We start from the raw sequence: 14,730 nt of genomic DNA, 5'->3' as shown, positions 1-14,730 counted from the left end.
CTATTTATGAGACTATTCAAATTCAGGCAAGGAAATAGCGATGATTTGAAAGCTCTTGAAAACAGCCAACTGTGGTTTGCCAAAATAGACACTCTAAATGACGAAGAAGAATTCAGTTGGGTGCTCGATAAGAATGTGTCAGATGCTGAATGGGTAAACTTGCTGTGTGAATTTTATCAACGACGTCTCGCCAGATCCAATACGCCAGTGCAGCTTGACGATATGATCAAGACTGTTATTCGTATGCAACAGCCAAAAGCAGAAATAAACGACATACCCCATATTTTTCTGAAAGGTATTGACTCGTTTTTGCATGATATAAAAAACTCCATAGGGATCTGTTCTATGGCAATGGCTTCTGAAGAGCATATTTATCCCTACCCTTTGACAAACCCAGATATTTGGAAAGAATACGCGAAGCATACTGAAGGCACAGCGACTTCTAAATGTTATTGCCTAGAATATGACAGCACAGTTTTGGATAGTTTTTTTGATTCTGGGGAAGATGGCAAATTTACCCATGGTAGGGTTCAATACTCAGAGAACAACAAAGTCATCATCACCGTATCAGATTATGCAGCATACTTGAAAAATGAGCGTAGTTCGGATTTATTGCGTAAAACTAGTAAGGCAGCATTTACAAAAAAATCCAAATGGATGGATGAAGTAGAATACCGTTTTATTTCAGGACGTGTAGGACTGCAATCAATCCCTGTTGAGGCGCTAAAAGCTATTTATGTGCCTAACACGCTTGAAGAAAAACTAAGAGACAAACTATTCGGCATAGTAGAGCGCCAGTACCCTAGTGCGGAAAAAATCGAGTTAACATTGGAAACTCCTTCCGTTGGATTTAGAAAGTTATAACTGGTATTGGAACAGCTGAACAGTGTTGTTATAAAGCACTTGTGCAATTTGCTGCTGATTTTCGTCTCTTAATTCTGCCAGCTCTTTCAGCACCAAAGGCAACTGAGCTGGTGTATTGATCTCGCCCTGAAAACCATTTAGCGGCATAGAAGGTGAATCAGTTTCCAGCACCAACGCGGTAAGCGGAAACTGTTTTACTGCATTGCGGGTTTTCTCTGCCCGCTCATAGGTAATAGTGCCGCCTATCCCGAGTTTAAAGCCGAGATCAATAAAAGCCATGCCTTGTTGGAAACTGCCGGAAAACGCATGCAAAATGCCGCCTTGGGTAAATTGTTGCTGTTTGATGATCTGCAGTAATTCATTCTGTGATTTGCGGTGGTGCAAAATTACTGGCTTTTTTAATTTGCCTGCCAGTTGCAGCTGAAACTCAAAACACTGTTGTTGCAGAGCAAAACTCTGTGCATCCAGCGCAAAATCCAGCCCTGTTTCACCTATGGCGTTTACTTCGGGTAAAGCCGCTAAAGCCTCAAGTCCCTCCAGAGCATCCAGCTGTGTTTGACTTGCCCACCAGGGATGTATACCCAGAGCTATATAAAAACCATAACGTTGTTTTAGTTCCAGCAAAGGCAACCAGGCTGAAGATTGCACTGCAGGCACTAAAAAGCCTTCAACGCCCACAGCTTTGGCCTTGGCCAGATGCAACTCAAGTTCAGGCAATAACTCTGGTAAATCCAGATGGCAGTGGCTATCAAATAATACAGGCCGCATATCGGCGGCCTGTAAAGGAGGGACTATGGACATAAACGCTCTATGGCCCAGCTGCTGCCTGCTTGCTGCTTATACATAAAGCGGTCATGCAGCCGGTGCTCACCGCCTTGCCAGAATTCAATCTGATGGGGTTTGACTAAATAGCCGCCCCAAAAAGATGGAACCGGCACTTCGCCTTGCTCAAATTTATGTTTAATTTCAGCAAATTTTTGCATCAACACCTGACGGGTGGAGACAGGACGACTTTGCTCTGAAGCCCATGCCGCCAGCTGGCTTTCTTTAGGTCTGGATAAGAAATAACTCATCACCTGACTGGTCGGAACCCGCTCTGCCGTGCCATAGACTATCACCTGACGCTCCAATGGATGCCATGGGAAATGCAGACAAACTTTAGGGTTTTGCTCCAGCTCAGAGGCCTTACGGCTACCTAAGTTGGTGTAAAACACAAAACCTTTGCTACTGACATCTTTCAGTAAAACCAGACGTTGTGACGGCTGACCTGACGCATCCACTGTGGCTACACACATAGCTGTTGGGTCTGGTAATTCTGCAGCTACTGCGTCTTTCAGCCAGGCTTCAAACTGCAGAAAAGGATCGGCATTGAGTTTATCCAGATCCAGTTTATCCATGCTGTAACTACGGCGAATATCTGCGATTTTCATCAGTTTGTCCTTTTACACCAAAGGTCTGTATGAAGCGACTGGAGCAAAGCGGATTACATCCGCTCCATTACCTCAATACCTAATAAGTCTAAGCCTTGTTTTAAAGTACGGGCCACCAGAATACTCAGCATTAAACGGCTGTTTTTCAGGTCTGGTTCAATGCCTTCTTTTAATATAGGGCAAGCTTCGTAGAAACTCATAAACTGGCTGGATAACTCGTATAAGTAGTTACACAGCAAGTTCGGCACCGCATCTTTCATCACGGCCTGTAAGGTTTCTTCTAAGCGTAACAGTTTGACGGCTAACTGCTTTTCCTGCTCTTCCAGAAGTTGCAGCGGAGCAACAAAGCTCTCATCTATACCGGCACGGCGCAAAATACCGCTAACTCGGGTATAAGCGTATTGCAGGTAAGGGGCTGTGGCACCTTCAAAACTTAACATGGCATCCCAGCTAAACACATAATCGCTGGTGCGGTTTTTCGATAAGTCAGCAAACTTCACCGCACCTATACCTACTTTACGCGCCACTTCAGCCATTTCTTCAGCGCTTAAGTCTGATGATTTTTGCTCTACGACGGCCTGAGCACGCACTACGGCTTCTTCTAACAATTCAGCCAGTTTAACAGTGCCACCGGTACGGGTTTTAAATGGCTTACCGTCTTCACCCATCATGGTGCCAAAGGGGCAGTGATCATAAGCCACATGATCTTTTAATAAACCCGCTTTACGGGCCACTAATTCCACTTGTTTAAAGTGCAGCGCCTGACGGGCATCGGTAAAAATCACAATGCGATCGGCAGCTAAATCAACACTACGGTACTGGCAGGCCGCTAAATCTGTAGTAGCGTACAGGAAGCCACCACCGGTTTTTTGCACGATAAAAGGTGAAGGATTACCTTCTTTATCAGCCAGCTCCTGCAAAAACACCACTAAAGCGCCTTCACTTTCCACAGCTAAACCCTGCTGTTTTAAGCTATCCACTATAGGCTGCAGCATAGAGTTGTAGGCACTTTCAGGCTTGATATGCTCATGGCCTAAAGTCACTTTTAAGGTTTTGTACACTTCGTCGCTGTGTTTAATGGAGGTGTCGATAAACAGCTGCCATAACTTCTGGCAATGCGCATCGCCACTTTGTAGTTTCACTACATAGTCACGCGACTTATCAGCAAAACCTGCTTCATCGTCAAAACGTTTTTTCGCTTCGCGGTAGAAATCTTCCAGATCGGCTAAAGCCACTTGCTCTAAGTCGATACCAGCGGCCAGTTTGTCTTCCAGATGCGCAATCAACATACCAAACTGCGTACCCCAGTCGCCCATATGGTTCTGACGAATGACTTTGTCACCCCAAAATTCCAGACAGCGCACTACTGCATCCCCAATAATGGTGGAACGCAAATGGCCAACGTGCATCTCTTTGGCCAGGTTTGGCGCTGAATAATCCACTACTACAGTTTGAGGAGCCGGATTAGCGCTTAAGGTTAAACGTGGGTTTTGTGAAGCACCCACCAACTGTGCCGCTAACCAGTCTTTGCGTAAAGTGACGTTAATAAAACCTGGGCCTGCAATCTCTACTTTTTCAGCCATATCGGCTAAATCCAGTAGTTGCACCAGCTGCTGCGCCAAAGCACGCGGATTGGTTTTTAATAACTTGGCAGCCGCCATAGCACCGTTGATCTGGTAATCACCAAATTCAACTTTAGTGCTGATGGTGACAGCAGTATTGGTATCGGCAGGTAAACCCAAAGCCAGCATAGCGGCTTGGGTTTTGGCGGATAATAATTCTTTGATATTCATAAAAAACCTTTGTTCGAGCCTGAATTAATGTTCACGGGTCTTATGGAATTTGATCTTCGGATAACGCTCTATCGACAAATTCAGGTTGACCATAGTAGGTGCCAGATAGGTCAGGTTATCACCGCCGTCCAGTGCCAGGTTCATGCTGGCTTTGCTCTTTAATTCGGTCATTGCTTTATGATCGTCGCTATAGACCCAGCGTGCTGTCGTCACGTTGACGCTTTCGTAAATCGCATCCACGCTGTATTCAGAACGTAAGCGATGCACTACTACGTCAAACTGCAGCACACCCACAGCGCCTACGATCAAATCGTTGTTATCCAGCGGACGGAATACCTGCACTGCACCTTCTTCCGACAACTGCACTAAACCTTTGAGCAGTTGCTTTTGTTTTAACGGGTCGCGCAAACGGATACGGCGGAATAATTCAGGCGCAAAGTTTGGAATACCTGTGAAGTTAAACTTCTCACCTGAAGTGAATGTATCACCAATCTGAATAGTGCCATGGTTATGTAAACCTATGATATCGCCGGGAAACGCTTGTTCCACATGTTCACGATCGCCGGCTAAAAAGGTTAAAGCCTGTGGCACCAGCATATCTTTGCCAATACGCACATGGTGCATTTTCATGCCCTTTTCATATTTACCTGAACAGATGCGTAAAAAGGCGACACGGTCACGGTGTTTCGGGTCCATATTGGCCTGAATTTTAAAGACAAAACCGGTAAAGGCTGGTTCTGACGGCTCAATAACACGAGTGGTGGTAGCACGGTGTTGTGGTGCAGGCGCCCATTCGGTTAAACCATCCAGCATATGATCCACACCAAAGTTACCTAAGGCTGTACCAAAAAACACTGGGGTGAGTTCACCTTTACGGAACAGTTCTAAATCAAACTCGTGGCTTGCGCCTTTGACCAGTTCCATTTCTTCACGTAACTGATCGGCGTAATAACCAACTCGTTTATCCAGTTCAGGGTTATTGATGCCTTTGATCACATCCAGTTCCTGGATGGTATGGCCCATACCTGATTTGTATAAAATAATTTCATCACGGTAAATGTGATACACACCTTTGAACTCTTTACCTGAAGCTATTGGCCAGGTGATAGGAGCACAGGCGATTTTTAATACACTTTCTACTTCATCTAATAAATCAACAGGATCACGAATATCGCGGTCCATTTTGTTCATAAAAGTGATGATTGGCGTGTCACGTAAACGGGTAACTTCCATCAATTTAATGGTACGGTCTTCAACACCTTTGGCGCCGTCAATTACCATTAAACAAGAGTCTACTGCCGTTAAAGTACGGTAGGTATCTTCCGAGAAGTCTTCGTGACCCGGTGTATCCAGTAAGTTGACCAGACAATCCGCATAAGGGAACTGCATCACAGAAGTGGTCACCGAGATGCCCCGCTCTTTCTCCATTTCCATCCAGTCGGAGGTGGCGTATTGACCAGACTTTTTACCTTTGACCGTACCTGCTTTTTGGATCAACTGTCCAAACAACAACACTTTTTCAGTGATAGTGGTTTTACCGGCATCCGGGTGAGAGATGATCGCAAAAGTGCGGCGTTTGTTAATTTCTTCTAAAAACAGTTCGGTAGTCATGCCATCCAACTTGATCAATAAACGAAGCCCACAACATAGCCAAGAAGCAGAGTGGGCTTGGGTTACTTGGGTATAAAGGGAAATTTCGCGCGATTATAACAGCAACCAAAGCGCAGGCACAGAATTTAGCCACTTCAGGCCGGTAAATTATCTGCCTGAGCAGATGATGCGGCTTTAACCTAAAGGCAAAGCCATTAAAATTGCGTCTTCGCGGCCTGTGGCCGTTGGGTAATAACTGGGGCGTAAACCGGTTTGGATAAAACCGCATTTTTCGTACAACTTGATAGCATTGGCATTGGACTGACGTACTTCCAGCCAGCAATCCAGTGATCCCAAGTCTTGTGCCTGCGCAATAAAGTGCTGTAGCAGTTGCTGGCCATAACCTTTGCCCTGAGCTTCGGGAAGCAGTCCTATATTAAATAAACTGGCTTCCATTACGACTTTTTCACCTATGTAAAAGCCGATCACTTCGTCGTTATCATCCATCAACACTGCATTAAAATAACGTTCGCTAAAGCAGGTGCTAAAGGTGCCTTCCGACCAGGGATGGCTGTTGGCGGCTTGTTCTATCTGCAGCATCGCTGGGATATCGGCAGGGGTGGCACTACGTATTAACGGCATGCATCAGCTCTCTTGCTGGAGGCACAACCAGAGCAGCTTTTTCTGCTGAGCTGACTGCAATAATTCAATCGAAGGTGTTACTAAGAGTCCGTTTTGCAACATAGGTTCAGTACAGGCAGGGTTTAACCGCCACTGCAGATCGGGTTGATACTCACTGAGCGCCACTAACACGTCTTTGGCAAAAGTCAGTTCCGGGTTCGGTTCAGAGTAGGATTCAGTATAAACAGGCTCTGCTGGCTGAGCTGTTTCAATCCCAACAGAGATCTCAGCAACTGGTTCGGCCAAAGCTACAACTTCAGCTTCAGGCATTTTAGCCATAGCAGAAAACTCTTGATGTAATTCAAGTGGTTGTATCTGGAGTAAATGCAGCAGTTGCTGCTTAGAAGATAAAGAATTCATATCAGAATGAAGTGGCAGGGGCAGAGGGATTCGAACCCCCAACCATCGGTTTTGGAGACCGCTGTTCTACCAATTGGAACTATGCCCCTAGCGTTGGAGGCGCCATTATACAAAAGAGAGTTCAAAGGTAAAGCAAAAATCTGTCTGCACTGATTTAACTGCACATAAAACATACGTTTCATTCCTTCAAGACCCCTTCCCTGCTTGTTATCCAGTTTTCTAATCAAAAATTACGATACTGGCAAGCTTATTAATTCGTTTTCACCGAAGCATTTATCGGGCTTATGCTGCTTCCATCGCTTCAAAGGAGAAAAGCCATGAGCAAAGTACAAGATATATTCCAACGTGAATTTCCGCGCCTGCAACAAGACGATACGATAGTTCAGGCTGTGCAGCAACTACGACAGTTTAACCTGACTGGCGCACCAGTGTTTAATAAAGAAAATAACCTGGTCGGTTATTTGTCTGAGCAAGACTGTTTAGCCGCTATGTTACACGCCAGCTATTTCTGCAGCCTGCACAATACAATAGCTCAAGTGATGAGTAAAAAGGTGGTCACTGTGCTGACGTCCGATAGCGTTGTAGATAGTGCAGTGATCTTTACCAGCCTGCATTTGCATCAGTTGCCTGTGCTGGAGAATGGTCTGGTGGTTGGGGTACTGAATAGAGGTCAAGTGGTTAGAGCTCTTGAGGCGTCGCTTTGGGACTGTTATGGGGGTGAGAGAGCGGCTTAGGGTTTGGGGCAACCACTTATTTCGTTGGTGAAAGCTTAAAAAGCTTCACCAACTACTGAAGGAACTCAGATTACTTGCCAAGTATTGCTTCAACCGTAATTTGACTAGCGCTGGATGGATACGTGATGCTCTCACCATAGCAATAGCGTTCAGTGATTTTCTTTAAATCGATGATGTCAGCTTCGTATAAAGTAATTCGCATACTTTTTCTGTTGTATTGTGCTTCTGGCTGAGTAACCAACTCGAACTCAAAAAAGAATTCTCCCTTTTTCCAAATAAAATTTTTCTCAAATAATCTCTTAAAAGGAACAACTTTATCTTCAACTGCTATTTTGGGAGGTGGAGGCGCAGTAGAGCTCCATGGCTGATAAAGCTCTTTTTGAAGCTCCTCTTGAGCTCGTTTATAGTCAATTTCATCATCCCGGTCTAGATAGTTCCAAAAACACAAAGTTTGCCCCCAATTTGTGTCCTTTTTTAAATGGAAGGGATAAAACTGTCTTGTAACTAATGGGCTACTTGGATTGTTTGAAGATTCATAGAACAAGTTTGCATTCAAAGTAACTAAATGATTTTTCTGATTTCTGATATGTAGAAACAGTTTTGTTATTTTTACATCATGATGCCCGAGATTCTTAATGCTGACATAGGTCACAACACTAGGATTACCGATCAAGTGTGAAATTGTAATACGCTCATGTATGTCTATTTCTAGTTCTGGTTTTGAAAGGAAAGATCTTATAAGAGGTAATTGGGTCAGTGCCAACGCAAGCAGAGCAAGCATTGTGTTCCAAAAATCCCAATCTAAATAAAGAGGACTAGCTGTTGATTCCATCAAAAATTCTTCCTTTTCCCAGATTCTATCCGAACTATATATGTTAGCTATCTGTATAGACAAGATTTTTAGACGTATCACAAAAGTAGAAGTGCTTGAGAGTATATTTTGCTGTAAAAAAATTACTCAATTACCTGAGCATAGAAATGTAACGGCACCAATGAAGCTTTCTACTTGCCGAATGCAAAAGTTCGCGGCAGGAGGATTGCGTTTGCCGTCCTGGCAAACGTCCCTGCGGGACCGCGCGGAGCGCGTCCAAAATCGTTCCTGACGATTTTGTCGAACCTTGCGGAGGATCTCATCCGCCTGTGTCCACCATCGCCGATCTATTTAGCTGAATTTTAGGCACAAAAAAACCTGCATTTAGCAGGTTTAGTTGTGGTGGACGCAGGAGGATTCGAACCTCCGACCGCTCGGTTCGTAGCCGAGTACTCTATCCAGCTGAGCTATGCATCCATCTGGTACTTTCTTTTTTGCTTCGTCGTTGTAGTTAAGTGGTGGACGCAGGAGGATTCGAACCTCCGACCGCTCGGTTCGTAGCCGAGTACTCTATCCAGCTGAGCTATGCATCCAATCTTAACAGTACAACTGGCGGAGAAGGAGGGATTCGAACCCTCGATAGAGTTTCCCCTATACACCCTTAGCAGGGGTGCGCCTTCAGCCACTCGGCCACTTCTCCGCACTACGTTGCGGCGTGTATATTAATGTCTCAGGAAAATAAGTCAAACAATTTTTGGAGCTGGAAAGCGTGTTTGCTGACCTTTTAAACAATTCGACTAAATATTCGCTACAAAGGCTTAAAAATATACAACTTCTAAAAATGCTAACTATTAAAACTTATTGATCGTCATCGCCGCTAAAGCCACCAGGAGTGCCTTTTTCAGCCTGAATGCGCATATAAATCTCTTCTCTGTGCACTGAAACTTCTTTTGGTGCATTCACACCGATACGAACCTGATTTCCTTTAACACCTAAAACTGTGACTGTGACTTCATCACCAATCATCAGTGTCTCACCAACACGACGCGTTAAAATAAGCATTCTTTGCTCCTTTTGTATGATCCCAGCTTCCAATGGTCACGCTTGTTGTAATCACACTGCGTATACCTGTCCGCTTTATGATAACTCAGCTGACAAATTTATGAAAACCTTGAAGTTAATTAACTGAACCTAATAAAGCAGAGTGTAAAGCGACCGCCACTTTATTCAATTCAGCTTCTGGCACTACGATAGATAATTTAATTTCAGCACAACTGACAGCAACTACCTGCACTGCTAATAACTGCAATTGTTCAAATACTGTCGCCGTAATGACAGGATTTGATTTCAACCCTATCCCTACTATAGATAATTTGCCCAAAGACTTCCTGCTTTGCAGCGTAAAATTTTGCTTCTTTTTCAGTTCATTACAAATATCTTCTACAGTATTCAGATCGTTTTGGTTCAAACTGAATTGCATCTGCACTAAACCGGACGGCGCATACTGCACCTTTAACATGTCGGTCTCAATGGCTAAACGGGCGAACTCCTTCAGCAATGCGATATGTAGCTCGCTACTGAGCTCATTCAGCTCCAACCAGACCTCTCCGGTCTGGCATGCAAGTCCTGTAACTGCAGGCACACTCATGTTCTGGTCCTCATAACAGACTAAAGTTCCCTGATCGGGCCTGAAGCTGGATAACACCCTTACCGGCACCTGATGCATAGCTGCATATTCGACAGAGCGGGAGTGCAATACTTTGGCACCTAAGCTTGCCAGCTCCAGCATACTAGAGGCATCCACATAAGGCAGCCGGAACGCATCAGCACAAATACGCGGGTCCATGCTGTAAATACCGTCGACATCAGTAAATATCTGACATTCGTCGGCTTTTAAGGCCGCAGCTAAAGCCACTGCTGTGGTATCAGAACCGCCACGACCTAAAGTAGTGATATTGCCTTCAATATCTCTGCCCTGAAAACCAGCAGCTATCACAATATGGCCCTGCTCCAGCTCTTGCCATAAACGTTCAGTACCCACAGATAAAATACGGGCGCGGCTGAATTTATTGTCAGTCAGAATTCCTATTTGGTCTGCTAATAAAGAAACCGCAGGATGACCCCGTTTAATCAGCGCCATCGCCAGTAACGCAATACTGACCTGTTCACCACTGGCGGCGAGCATATCGAGCTCACGAGTCGCAGGGCGGTTGTCAATCTGATGCGCCAGCCCAAGCAGCCTGTTGGTTTCCCCTGCCATAGCAGACACCACCACTACTACTTTATGACCAGCATGCACGGTTTGAATGACCTGCTCTGCCACAGCTTCGATACGTTCGGGGGTACCCACTGAGGTACCCCCGAATTTTTGTACATATAAAGCCACTGAGCTTTACAGCTTAGCCGCAATATAGTCTGCAGCAGCTTTCAGCACGCCAGGTAAAGCAGCCACATCAGTGCCACCTGCCTGAGCTAAGTCCGGCTTACCACCGCCTTTACCACCTACTTGTTCTGCAGCCCAGCCAATCAGCTGCCCAGCTTGAACTTTGCCAGTTAAGTCAGAAGTGACACCAGCAATTAAACTGACTTTGCCTTCAGCAGCTGTGGCCAGCAACAAAATACCTGAACCTAATTTGTTTTTCAGCTCATCCACCATAGTGCGGAAAGCTTTTGGATCAGCGCCCTTAAGCTCTGCAATCAGCACTTTCACACCGTTAATAACCTGCACCTGCTCCAGTAATGAAGCACCGGCAGCGCTGGCTAACTTAGCTTTTAATTGCTCCAGCTCTTTCTCTAAAGCTTTGCGGCTGTCCATCGCCTGTTGTACTTTGTCAGCAATAGAAAATACATCGCCCTTCAGCATCGAAGCCACAGTTTGAGCCTGTTGTTCCAGCTTATGCACAAAAGCTAAAGCGCCTTCGCCAGTTACAGCTTCAATACGGCGAATACCTGCCGCTATACCGCTTTCGACGACAATTTTAAATAGGCCGATATCACCGGTGCGCGACACATGAGTACCACCACAGAGTTCAATCGAGAAGTCGCCCATACTCAGTACACGCACTTCGTCATCGTATTTTTCACCAAACAGCGCCATAGCGCCTGCAGCTTTGGCCTCATCGACATTCATCAGACGAGTCAGCACTTCGTGGTTTTGTTGCACCTGCTCGTTGACTAGTTGTTCGATACGGCGGATTTCATCCGCTTTTACCGCTTCAAAATGCGAGAAGTCAAAACGTAAACGCTCTGAACCTACTAAAGATCCTTTCTGCGTCACATGCTCACCTAATACGGTGCGCAGCGCTGCGTGTAATAAATGGGTGGCTGAGTGGTTTTTACGAATAGCTTCACGACGGGCATTGTCGATGGCTGCATCCACTAGATCGCCAAGAGCCAAAGCGCCTTTTAAACTGCCTTTATGGGCAAAAGCTTTACCTACTTTAATGGTATCAGCCACAGTAAACACAGCACCATTGGCCAGGGTTAATACACCAGCATCACCGGATTGACCACCTGACTCGGCGTAAAATGGCGTCTGATCCAGAATCACCAAGGCTTGCTGTCCATCCGTCAGTGTATTGACTGCATTGCCTTCCAGCAGAATTTCGACCACTTTGGCTTTGCCCTGAATTTGGCTGTAACCGGTAAAGTCGGTGCACTGGGCAGAAGTTAAGGCCTGATTGTAATCAGCACCAAAGTTAGAGGCTTGCTGAGCACGTTTACGCTGTGCTTCCATTGCCGCTTCAAAACCGGCCTGATCCACAGTTAAACCACGCTCACGCGCCACATCACTGGTTAAATCCAGCGGGAAACCGTAAGTGTCATACAGCTTAAAGGCTACTTCGCCCGGGATCACAGTACTGCCATGAAGCTCTGCCAAAGCCTCTTCCAGAATACCCAGACCACGCTCTAAAGTTTTACCAAACTGCTCTTCTTCCAGCGCCAGCACTTTTTCAATCACGGCCCGCTTTTCAATTAGTTCAGGGTAAGCTTCACCCATTTGTTCGGCCAAAGCGCCCACCAATTTACTGAAGAACACACCTTTAGCACCCAGCTTGTTGCCATGACGGATAGCGCGGCGAATAATACGGCGCAGCACATAACCACGGCCTTCGTTGGATGGCATCACGCCATCGGCCACTAAAAATGAACAGCTGCGTATATGGTCAGCCACTACACGTAACGACTTGTCGTTTAAATCAGTTGCGCCTGTGATGGCTGCAGTGGCTTTAATCAAAGCAGCAAAGGTATCGATTTCGTAGTTGCTGTGTACGTTTTGCAAAATAGCTGCAATACGCTCCAGGCCCATGCCAGTGTCCACGCTTGGTTTTGGCAGGGGTTCCATCCGGCCATCGGCATGACGGTTGAACTGCATAAAAACGTTGTTCCAGATCTCAATAAAACGGTCGCCATCTTCTTCCGGAGAACCTGGTGGGCCACCCCAGATATGGTCGCCGTGATCGTAGAAAATTTCAGTACAAGGACCACAAGGCCCTGTGTCACCCATAGCCCAGAAATTGTCTGAGGCGTAAGGTGCACCTTTGTTATCACCAATGCGGATAGCACGCTCAGCTGGCACACCAATATGTTTGGTCCAGATATCAAAAGCTTCGTCGTCTGTGGCGTAGACAGTGATCCAGAGTTTTTCTTTTGGCAGCTTGACTACTTCAGTCAAAAATTCCCAGGCGTATTGAATAGCGTCCTGTTTGAAGTAATCACCGAAGCTGAAGTTACCCAGCATTTCAAAGAAGGTATGGTGACGGGCTGTATAGCCTACGTTTTCTAAATCGTTGTGTTTACCACCGGCACGTAAACAACGTTGTGCTGTCACAGCGCGGTTGTAGCTGCGTTTGTCCTGACCTAAAAACACATCTTTAAACTGCACCATACCTGCGTTGGTGAAAAGTAAAGTCGGGTCATTGCCCGGGATCAGTGAACTGCTGCTAACGATTTGGTGGCCTTTACTGGCAAAAAAGTCCAGGAAAGCGCGGCGAAGTTGTGCCGAAGTCATATACATATCTTACTCTTCTTTAAGCTCTGCAAATACAAGTTGGATAGTGTCACTGCCAAAGCCCCGGCTTTGTAAGTAACGCATCCGTTTAAGTTTGTCCTGATAATCCGCTATGGGTTTATCCGCATATTTTTTCCGGTAGGCTATCGTTGCTACCTCAAACCAGTCGATATCCAGTTCTTCCAGCAGTTGCTGTTGTAGTTCTTTTTTAATGCCCTGCTGTGCACAAAACTGGCTAATGTAAAACCATCCATAGCCTTTATGCAACTTTGCATTGACCTGCATACGGGCATAACGTAATTCATTTTGGTAATCCCGTTGCTGTGCCCAGTCCAGCAGTTCAGTAATTTGCTCAGCATCAGCGCCTTTTTGCTTTAACTTTTGCTTCAGCTCCAGCGCGCCGTATTCACGGCGTGATAACAAGCCCAACAGCCATTGCCGCAATTCCTGCTCTGTCTGAGGCTTTGGTTCTTGCGAAGGCTGAGACTCTGTCATGCTTATACTTCCAGCACAGAAGGTGCGGAGTCATCCAGCTGCAAAGCAAAAAAGGCGCTGAACGATAAAAAGAAGGCGATTTGCAACACAGGAATGATCACAATAAAAGCGAAACCAAAAGTAACAATACCTAACATGCCCAGTGCTACAGCCATACTACCAAATAAGGTTAAGGCACCAACATTACGCCAACAGGCTGTCAGGCTTGCAGTTAAAATGGCCTGCAAACGTTGTTCATTCAGGAAATAAGCTATAGCTACTGCATAAGCAAATAACATAAACACCAGACTCAGTACTACAACCAATAAAAACATAGTGGCTGGGTCTGCAATCCCTGCCTGAGTTTGTTCCATCACTTTTGCGGCTAACAGCATCAAAGGAATATTCGCCAGTAAATTAGCACCAGCCAACCGGATAAAAGTGCGACGGTAACGGGCTTCACTAAACACACTAAAAATGAGCTGAAAACTCACTTCTTTTTGCTGTTGCAGCAGTACTATGCTTTTGTAGAAACCAGCAGTTAAAAATGGATTTGCCAGCACCAGCAAGACAGCAAGTACAGGATGCAACTGAGCCACTAAACTCAGCACCGTCATAAAGGCAACCATAGCTATCATAGTGGACGGCGCCAGACGGAATAATTCCCAGGCTTTGGTCAGCCATGAAAGAGCGGCCTGCATGGGCACCCGGCGTATGATTAGTTTTACCTGAACTTTCTGATCCACGAACTATAACCCTTCTGTCACTTCTGCAGCCGCAACCCAGATGGTCACGAAATGAGGTGTATCTTACTGCAAAAGCAGGGTTACTAAGAATAGCTGGAGCAGAAAAAGGCGGTTTTAGCTGTGGATTCTGTGAATTAACAGCAAGTGCCATCAATCTGCAACCAAAACAGCTTTCCAGAGTCATTACAGCGTATAGTGCGGCAGCATAAATTCAAACCGCCGCAGAAGGACAGGAA

Annotated in this window: 14 protein-coding genes and 4 tRNA genes; 2 read left to right on the top strand and 16 right to left on the bottom strand. The window is 45.7% G+C overall.

Features of this window, described 5'->3' with window-relative positions:
- Positions 1–6: 6 nt before the first annotated feature.
- On the top strand, positions 7–864 hold the full coding sequence (locus J2W69_RS07510; RefSeq protein ID WP_310276163.1) for a DUF2971 domain-containing protein: 858 nt from the start codon (positions 7–9) through the stop codon (positions 862–864).
- On the opposite strand, the gene J2W69_RS07505 is transcribed toward J2W69_RS07510, so the two are convergent.
- The 7 genes from J2W69_RS07505 to J2W69_RS07475 all read right to left on the bottom strand — a co-directional run bounded on the left by J2W69_RS07505 (position 859) and on the right by J2W69_RS07475 (position 6,807).
- Positions 859–1,665 carry a TatD family hydrolase gene (locus tag J2W69_RS07505; RefSeq protein ID WP_310276161.1) on the bottom strand — a complete coding sequence of 269 codons (807 nt, stop codon included), beginning with the start codon at positions 1,663–1,665 and terminating at the stop codon, positions 859–861. The genes J2W69_RS07510 and J2W69_RS07505 overlap by 6 nt on opposite strands.
- On the bottom strand, positions 1,656–2,294 hold the full coding sequence (gene pdxH / locus J2W69_RS07500; protein ID WP_310276159.1) for a pyridoxamine 5'-phosphate oxidase: 639 nt from the start codon (positions 2,292–2,294) through the stop codon (positions 1,656–1,658). Before pdxH ends, J2W69_RS07505 begins: the two co-directional genes overlap by 10 nt.
- Positions 2,295–2,347: 53 nt before the next feature.
- Positions 2,348–4,087, bottom strand: a complete 1,740-nt coding sequence (gene argS, locus J2W69_RS07495; RefSeq protein WP_310276157.1) for an arginine--tRNA ligase — start codon at positions 4,085–4,087, stop codon at positions 2,348–2,350.
- Between the two features lie 24 nt (positions 4,088–4,111).
- Positions 4,112–5,698 (bottom strand): peptide chain release factor 3, encoded by a 1,587-nt coding sequence (gene prfC, locus J2W69_RS07490; RefSeq protein ID WP_310276155.1) that lies wholly within the window; start codon positions 5,696–5,698, stop codon positions 4,112–4,114.
- 174 nt (positions 5,699–5,872) lie between these two features.
- Positions 5,873–6,319: a ribosomal protein S18-alanine N-acetyltransferase gene (gene rimI / locus J2W69_RS07485; protein ID WP_310276153.1), complete on the bottom strand. Its 447-nt coding sequence runs from the start codon at positions 6,317–6,319 to the stop codon at positions 5,873–5,875.
- 3 nt (positions 6,320–6,322) lie between these two features.
- Positions 6,323–6,718: a hypothetical protein gene (locus J2W69_RS07480; protein ID WP_310276151.1), complete on the bottom strand. Its 396-nt coding sequence runs from the start codon at positions 6,716–6,718 to the stop codon at positions 6,323–6,325.
- A gap of 12 nt (positions 6,719–6,730) precedes the next feature.
- Positions 6,731–6,807: transfer RNA gene (locus J2W69_RS07475), tRNA-Trp, on the bottom strand.
- 228 nt (positions 6,808–7,035) lie between these two features.
- Here J2W69_RS07475 and J2W69_RS07470 point away from each other — a divergent pair.
- On the top strand, positions 7,036–7,452 hold the full coding sequence (locus J2W69_RS07470) for a CBS domain-containing protein (protein ID WP_310276149.1): 417 nt from the start codon (positions 7,036–7,038) through the stop codon (positions 7,450–7,452).
- 70 nt (positions 7,453–7,522) lie between these two features.
- Here J2W69_RS07470 and J2W69_RS07465 read toward each other — a convergent pair whose 3' ends face one another.
- From J2W69_RS07465 to J2W69_RS07425, 9 genes are all read right to left on the bottom strand, one after another.
- Positions 7,523–8,287 (bottom strand): hypothetical protein, encoded by a 765-nt coding sequence (locus J2W69_RS07465; RefSeq protein ID WP_310276147.1) that lies wholly within the window; start codon positions 8,285–8,287, stop codon positions 7,523–7,525.
- Between the two features lie 376 nt (positions 8,288–8,663).
- Positions 8,664–8,740: transfer RNA gene (locus J2W69_RS07460), tRNA-Arg, on the bottom strand.
- Between the two features lie 39 nt (positions 8,741–8,779).
- Positions 8,780–8,856, bottom strand: a tRNA-Arg gene (locus tag J2W69_RS07455).
- A 17-nt stretch (positions 8,857–8,873) separates the two neighbouring features.
- Positions 8,874–8,963: transfer RNA gene (locus J2W69_RS07450), tRNA-Ser, on the bottom strand.
- 158 nt (positions 8,964–9,121) lie between these two features.
- Positions 9,122–9,325: a carbon storage regulator CsrA gene (csrA, locus tag J2W69_RS07445; RefSeq protein ID WP_008897327.1), complete on the bottom strand. Its 204-nt coding sequence runs from the start codon at positions 9,323–9,325 to the stop codon at positions 9,122–9,124.
- 115 nt (positions 9,326–9,440) lie between these two features.
- The gene (locus J2W69_RS07440; protein ID WP_310276144.1) at positions 9,441–10,649 is read right to left on the bottom strand and encodes an aspartate kinase; all 1,209 of its coding nucleotides are present in this window, start codon (positions 10,647–10,649) and stop codon (positions 9,441–9,443) included.
- Between the two features lie 6 nt (positions 10,650–10,655).
- Positions 10,656–13,274 carry an alanine--tRNA ligase gene (alaS, locus tag J2W69_RS07435; RefSeq protein WP_405047875.1) on the bottom strand — a complete coding sequence of 873 codons (2,619 nt, stop codon included), beginning with the start codon at positions 13,272–13,274 and terminating at the stop codon, positions 10,656–10,658.
- Between the two features lie 9 nt (positions 13,275–13,283).
- The gene (locus J2W69_RS07430; protein ID WP_310276140.1) at positions 13,284–13,769 is read right to left on the bottom strand and encodes a regulatory protein RecX; all 486 of its coding nucleotides are present in this window, start codon (positions 13,767–13,769) and stop codon (positions 13,284–13,286) included.
- 2 nt (positions 13,770–13,771) lie between these two features.
- Positions 13,772–14,494 (bottom strand): hypothetical protein, encoded by a 723-nt coding sequence (locus J2W69_RS07425; protein WP_310276138.1) that lies wholly within the window; start codon positions 14,492–14,494, stop codon positions 13,772–13,774.
- Between the last annotated feature and the right edge of the window lie 236 nt (positions 14,495–14,730).

The organism is Rheinheimera soli, from assembly GCF_031457405.1.
GTDB lineage: Bacteria > Pseudomonadota > Gammaproteobacteria > Enterobacterales > Alteromonadaceae > Pararheinheimera > Pararheinheimera soli_A.
This window is presented reverse-complemented; position numbering and strand designations above follow the sequence as displayed.

What these genes read in the sequence shown, in the direction of transcription:
- J2W69_RS07510 (WP_310276163.1), top strand. Translation starts at nt 7, where the DNA reads ATGAGACTATTCAAATTCAGGCAAGGAAATAGCGATGATTTGAAAGCT.
- J2W69_RS07505 (WP_310276161.1), bottom strand. Translation starts at nt 1,665, where the DNA reads ATGTCCATAGTCCCTCCTTTACAGGCCGCCGATATGCGGCCTGTATTA.
- pdxH (WP_310276159.1), bottom strand. Translation starts at nt 2,294, where the DNA reads ATGAAAATCGCAGATATTCGCCGTAGTTACAGCATGGATAAACTGGAT.
- argS (WP_310276157.1), bottom strand. Translation starts at nt 4,087, where the DNA reads ATGAATATCAAAGAATTATTATCCGCCAAAACCCAAGCCGCTATGCTG.
- prfC (WP_310276155.1), bottom strand. Translation starts at nt 5,698, where the DNA reads ATGACTACCGAACTGTTTTTAGAAGAAATTAACAAACGCCGCACTTTT.
- rimI (WP_310276153.1), bottom strand. Translation starts at nt 6,319, where the DNA reads ATGCCGTTAATACGTAGTGCCACCCCTGCCGATATCCCAGCGATGCTG.
- J2W69_RS07480 (WP_310276151.1), bottom strand. Translation starts at nt 6,718, where the DNA reads ATGAATTCTTTATCTTCTAAGCAGCAACTGCTGCATTTACTCCAGATA.
- J2W69_RS07470 (WP_310276149.1), top strand. Translation starts at nt 7,036, where the DNA reads ATGAGCAAAGTACAAGATATATTCCAACGTGAATTTCCGCGCCTGCAA.
- csrA (WP_008897327.1), bottom strand. Translation starts at nt 9,325, where the DNA reads ATGCTTATTTTAACGCGTCGTGTTGGTGAGACACTGATGATTGGTGAT.
- alaS (WP_405047875.1), bottom strand. Translation starts at nt 13,274, where the DNA reads ATGACTTCGGCACAACTTCGCCGCGCTTTCCTGGACTTTTTTGCCAGT.
- J2W69_RS07430 (WP_310276140.1), bottom strand. Translation starts at nt 13,769, where the DNA reads ATGACAGAGTCTCAGCCTTCGCAAGAACCAAAGCCTCAGACAGAGCAG.